Annotated in this window: 3 protein-coding genes; all 3 read left to right on the forward strand. The window is 41.3% G+C overall.

Annotated features, from left to right (window positions below; all coding sequences use genetic code 11):
• Positions 1 to 34 precede the first annotated feature (34 nt).
• The 3 genes from E1163_RS02620 to E1163_RS02630 all read left to right on the forward strand — a co-directional run bounded on the left by E1163_RS02620 (position 35) and on the right by E1163_RS02630 (position 5117).
• Entirely contained in the window at positions 35 to 919 is an 885-nt protein-coding gene (locus E1163_RS02620) for a GAF domain-containing protein (RefSeq protein ID WP_155169173.1), read from the forward strand.
• 27 nt (positions 920 to 946) lie between these two features.
• Positions 947 to 4480, forward strand: a complete 3534-nt coding sequence (locus tag E1163_RS02625) for a PAS domain S-box protein (protein ID WP_155169175.1) — start codon at positions 947 to 949, stop codon at positions 4478 to 4480.
• A gap of 106 nt (positions 4481 to 4586) precedes the next feature.
• Positions 4587 to 5117: a SiaB family protein kinase gene (locus E1163_RS02630; RefSeq protein WP_155169177.1), complete on the forward strand. Its 531-nt coding sequence runs from the start codon at positions 4587 to 4589 to the stop codon at positions 5115 to 5117.
• The last annotated feature ends 121 nt before the right edge of the window (positions 5118 to 5238 follow it).

Raw genomic sequence — 5238 nt, forward strand, 5'->3', positions numbered from 1 at the left:
TACCGAATTAAACAAACAATATAAATAAATTAGGATGAAGTTCGAATATAGAAAATTAAGCATTGTTCTGATTGCTATATATTCAGCATGTATGATTTTCACCGCTTATGAGCTATTCCAATTGCCTGATGATCTGGTCTATGGCAGTCAGGTATTAAGTGCAGGGGACCTGAAAGCTGCGGGCCCTGTCTTTGTTAAATTATATGTGGTGGTAGGGATAACAATGATTGTGGGCATGGGCGCCCTTGTAATTTCCCTGAACAAGCGAAGCTCCGAAGTCATTTATGTGGAAAAGAAGAAATCGACCCGCACCCAGGACGGTCAGGGAGATGGCGAAGATGACGAAAACAGCCACACACTTGATATAAGTGTCATAAAAGACATAGTTTCCAAAGAATCTGATGAGTCCCGGCTTGCAAAATCTATATTAACATACATTTGCAAGCATCTGGACGCAGGCATTGGAGCCTTTTATACTACAGCCCAGGAAGGTGATAAGCGCATGGTTGAAATGAAGGCATCATATGCCCTTATACTCGGAGAATCTGAAACTATCAGATTTGAATACGGAGAAGGGCTTGTAGGACAAGCTGCCCTGGAGGAAAAGACACTTATTATTGATGATATTCCTGAAGGTTATATAAAGATAGTTTCCGGCCTGGGGAGTGCAACCCCTACTCACTTGCTGGTAGTGCCCATAAAAAATGGGGACAAACTATATGGTGTAGTGGAAATTGCATCCTTTACCGATCTGGGTAAAACTGACGCGGAAATGGTTGGAGCTGCTTTTAAGCAAATGACACAAAAGCTATTTGGAACATCCAAAACCGTAAAAAATTCTGAAACTGCTGAAAAGGAAGATTCAAAAGATAGCGAAGCTGAGGATAAATCAGGGAAGTCTACCAAGAAAGAAAAATAAAGAGGCTTAAAAACATATTGAAAATTTATGTTCAAAAAATTAACGATCAGTACCAAGATAACGGCACTAGTGGCCACAGTCGTAATTCTGGCTGTTGCTGCTATTAGCATATTATCGTACAAGCTTACTACAGACACCATTGTAGCCAGGTATGAAAAGAGCTTAAGTGTAATAGCCGAGAACCGTGCAGACAAGATCGGTGCTTATTATGACCATGTCATTGCAAACCTGAACCTTCTGAAGGAAACAAAGACGATTAAGGAAGGAGCCTCACCTTCTTTAAATGCCGTCCCTGAGCCTTCGTTTGAAGAAGACACAACTGCCGGTGGTTTCGGCTTTGAAGAGGAGCCTGCCGACTTTGGCATGGATATGTCAGGCGGTTTTGACATGGGTGGGACAATGGAGCCTGAGCCAAAAGTCAATTACGATGTTAATGGCTTTTTAAATGAAGTAAAACAAAGCTATGGCTACGAAAATGTCTACATAACTGCATCCAATGGTGTAATAACCTATTCTACAAATCCAAAACTGGGTAAGGACTCTAACCTGGAAGATGTAGACGGACAAATGCTAAGCCAGTCCTCTCAAGGCATTTACTTTAGCAATGTTTCCAAAAACGACGAGAATGGTAAATACTACATGTTTGCCGGCGCCCCTGTAAATCATGCCAATGATAAGTCACTCCTATTTATAGAAATAGATATGAGTGAAGTATATGCTATCATCCAGGACACTACCGGCCTCTTAAACACAGGAGAGATACTTTTGGCCAGGGTTGATACACTAGCAGAAAGAATCAACTTTTTACATACCTCCCGAAATGACACCATTACTTCTGCAGGTGCCATGAGAGATGGTATTGAAAAGGGCCGTGCAGTACAGGAAGCCACCCGCGGAGGATCGGGATCAGGAGTAAGAACAGACCATAAAGGTAATGAAGTAGTAACTGCCTGGAGATACATTCCAAATATTAACTGGGGACTAATTGCAAAAATCGACACTGAAGAAATATTTGCTGAATCAGAAAGTCAGCTCTATTATTTCCTCATCATTGGTTTTATCATTGTTGTACTGGCGACACTGCTATCACTGATTTTCTCCAGATATCTTATTAATCCTCTGCTTTACCTGAAAAAGAACCTTGAACTGGTAGGTAATGGAATTCTTCCTGAAAAAGTGGAAAAGAGGTCGAATGATGAGATAGGGATGATGGCGCTCAGCCTGGATGACCTCGTACAGACCTTGAAGGGGACCGCACACTTTGCCCAGCAAATCGGTGAAGGTAACTTTGATGCCGATTATAAACCTATCAGCGAAGAAGATGCTCTGGGTATTTCACTGGTTAACATGCGTGATAACCTTATTGAAGCAGAAAAGAGGGACAAGCAAAGAAACTGGATCGTTACCGGGGTCGCTGAAATCGGAGAGATCCTTCGTGCCCATGACAACCTTGAGCAATTAGGAGATGAAACCATCAAATACATTATTGATAAGATCGGTGCTGTTCAAGGTGCTTTCTATGTGATCAATGATGACAGCGATGAGGAGGAAATGGTGCTGACCATGATGTCAAGCTACGCTTACAATCGTAAAAAACACCTTGAAGTCAGCTTTAAATTTGCAGAAGGACTTGTAGGACAGGCCGCAGCAGAGAAAGACACTGTTTTAAGAACTGAAATACCGAAAAACTATGTAACCATAACTTCCGGTATTCTGGGCGATCAAAGACCAGGCTGTATACTCATAGTTCCATTGATCACGGATGAAAAAGTTTACGGAGTACTGGAGTTTGCCGGTTTTGGCAAGTTTGATCAGGGTAAGGTTAAGTTTGTAGAAGAACTAAGTTTAATACTGGCAAGAACAGTATTTAACATCAAAGTGAATGAGCGAACCAGAAAGCTTCTCGAAGAATCTCAGGCGATGAGTTCTGAGCTGCAGGAGAAGCAGGAGATCCTGAGACAAAATGCGGAAGAAATGCAGGCAACTCAGGAAGAGCTGCAAAAGTCAAACGTAAAACTGGAAGAGCAGATAGAAGAGGTAAACCGCACACAAAAACGTATGCAGTTACTGCTTGAAAATGCATCTGAGGTGATCACTATCTACGAAGAAGATGAAACTATCAGATACATAAGCCCTTCAGTTGAGCCGATATTGGGTTACTCACAGAAAGAAATGATGGGTACCGCCGATGTGGACAAGGTACATCCTGATGCCGTTGAAGCCTTTAAGAACATGTTTAAAGAGCTTAAAGCCAACCCTGACGATCAGGTAACCATACAGTACGAATACCAGACCAAGGAAGGTAATTACATCTGGCTCGAATCAACCGGAACAAACTTTATGTCGAACCCGGCTATTCACGGCTTGATCGTGAACTCAACTGATATTACAGAAAGAAGAAGGGCAGAGCAGGAACAAAGAATGAGGAGTAAAATGCAGGCCCTTTCTGAAAACTCTCCGGATCTTATTACAAGGCTTGAAAATGAGACAATATCCTATATTAACCCGGTCATTGAAGAGTATACAGGCAAAACACCTGCTGATTACCTCAACCATAAAGTAGGAGAAACTGACCTCAACGAAAGGATACTGGAAACCTGGCTTACCATTGTAGAGCAGGTAAATGCCTCGAACTCCAAAGTAGCCACTGAAATGGACTTCCCTTCTGAAATGGGAGACCGCGTAATGCAGGTAAATGCCATTCCGGAATATGATGAGACAGACCACCTCGAGTCTGTACTGGTGGTATCACACGACATCACTGAGCGTAAAATGATCGAACTGGAGATCCAGAATAAGAATAAAAAGATCGCCGACAGTATTAACTACGCCAAACGCATCCAGAATGCCATACTGCCTAACACTGCTGTCATAAACAGGGTGTTACCAGACTCGTTCATTTTATATAAACCTAAGGATGTGGTAAGTGGTGACTTCCCATGGTATGTACAGGTAGGTAACGACATTTATATGGCTGCTGTGGATTGTACCGGTCACGGTGTGCCTGGAGCCTTACTATCATTGATCGGCTACTTCTTATTAAATGATATAGTACGCAGTAGAAAGATCTCTGACCCGGGAATCATTCTTGACCAACTGGATGAAGGTGTTACAACCACACTGAGACAGGATCAGGATGACTCGAAAACAAAAGACGGAATGGACATCGCACTTTGCAAAATCAATACTGACTCCAGAAAAGTAGAATATGCAGGTGCACACAGACCGCTTTATGTAATGAAGAAGGGAGAAATGGAAGAAATCAAAGGCAATAAGTTTGCTATTGGTGGAGGTATCTATAAAAACCAGACCAACTTCACCAACTATAAGATGACCCTGGACAAAGGTGACTCCATTTACTTCTGCTCTGACGGGTTCCCGGATCAGTTCGGAGGGCCTAATAACAGGAAATTCGGACCTAAGCGCCTGAGGGAATTAATTACCAAAATACATCACAAGCCAATGAAAGAGGCCTTCAAAGATTTTGATAACGAGTGGGAAGACTGGAAGGCAGATGAGAAACAAACTGATGATGTGCTATTAATCGGAATAAAATTTTAGAACTTATAGATTAAAAGTACTATTTTGGAGAAAATTATGGCCGTAGGCTTAACTGAAAAATGACACAAACAATTAATCGGCAATAAGAATAAACATATAACGACTTATGAAGTATATTTTCGATTTACACCAAACCATGTTGGAGCAAAACCTCATCTTGGTTTATGAAGGTGAATTTACCCAGGAAATTACCAAATCAGTATTGGCCATGGCTGAAAGAAATATGGATTCATCTGGTGAGGAATCCAGCATTAAACGTAAGGTATTCAACGTAATGGTAGAGTGCCTTCAAAATATAGTTAAGCATGCTGATGACGTTGAGAATAATCATTCTGCAGTATTTATGATTGGTAAACAGGACAACGAATACATCATCGTTTCCGGCAATCCAATCAAAAGAGATAAAGTGGAAGGCCTGAAAGGCAAACTGGATCAGATCAACAGTCTGGACAAAGAAGGCTTAAAAACTTTATATAAGGACATTATCAAGAACACTGAAATCTCTGACAAAGGAGGAGCTGGCCTTGGTTTCGTAGATATGGCCAGGAAGTCTGGCAGAAAACTGGAGTATGAGTTTCTTGACATGGAAGACGGAGATTCGTTCTTTTGCCTAAAATCCTCAATAGCTAGAGTTTAAAAATTATTCTGAATCACTATTTTTTTAAATTAACATAAAATGGAAATACTTAATTTAGAAGGCACTGAAGATACCCCAAAAATCATATTGGATAAAGGAAACGGCATCTTTGAAATCTCGG

Origin of the sequence: Fulvivirga kasyanovii, from assembly GCF_009711405.1 — a bacterium.
Lineage (GTDB): Bacteria > Bacteroidota > Bacteroidia > Cytophagales > Cyclobacteriaceae > Fulvivirga > Fulvivirga kasyanovii.

Excerpts from the sequence above, each read along its gene's own strand:
- E1163_RS02620 (WP_155169173.1), top strand. The coding sequence starts at position 35 with ATGAAGTTCGAATATAGAAAATTAAGCATTGTTCTGATTGCTATATAT.
- E1163_RS02625 (WP_155169175.1), top strand. The coding sequence starts at position 947 with ATGTTCAAAAAATTAACGATCAGTACCAAGATAACGGCACTAGTGGCC.
- E1163_RS02630 (WP_155169177.1), top strand. The coding sequence starts at position 4,587 with ATGAAGTATATTTTCGATTTACACCAAACCATGTTGGAGCAAAACCTC.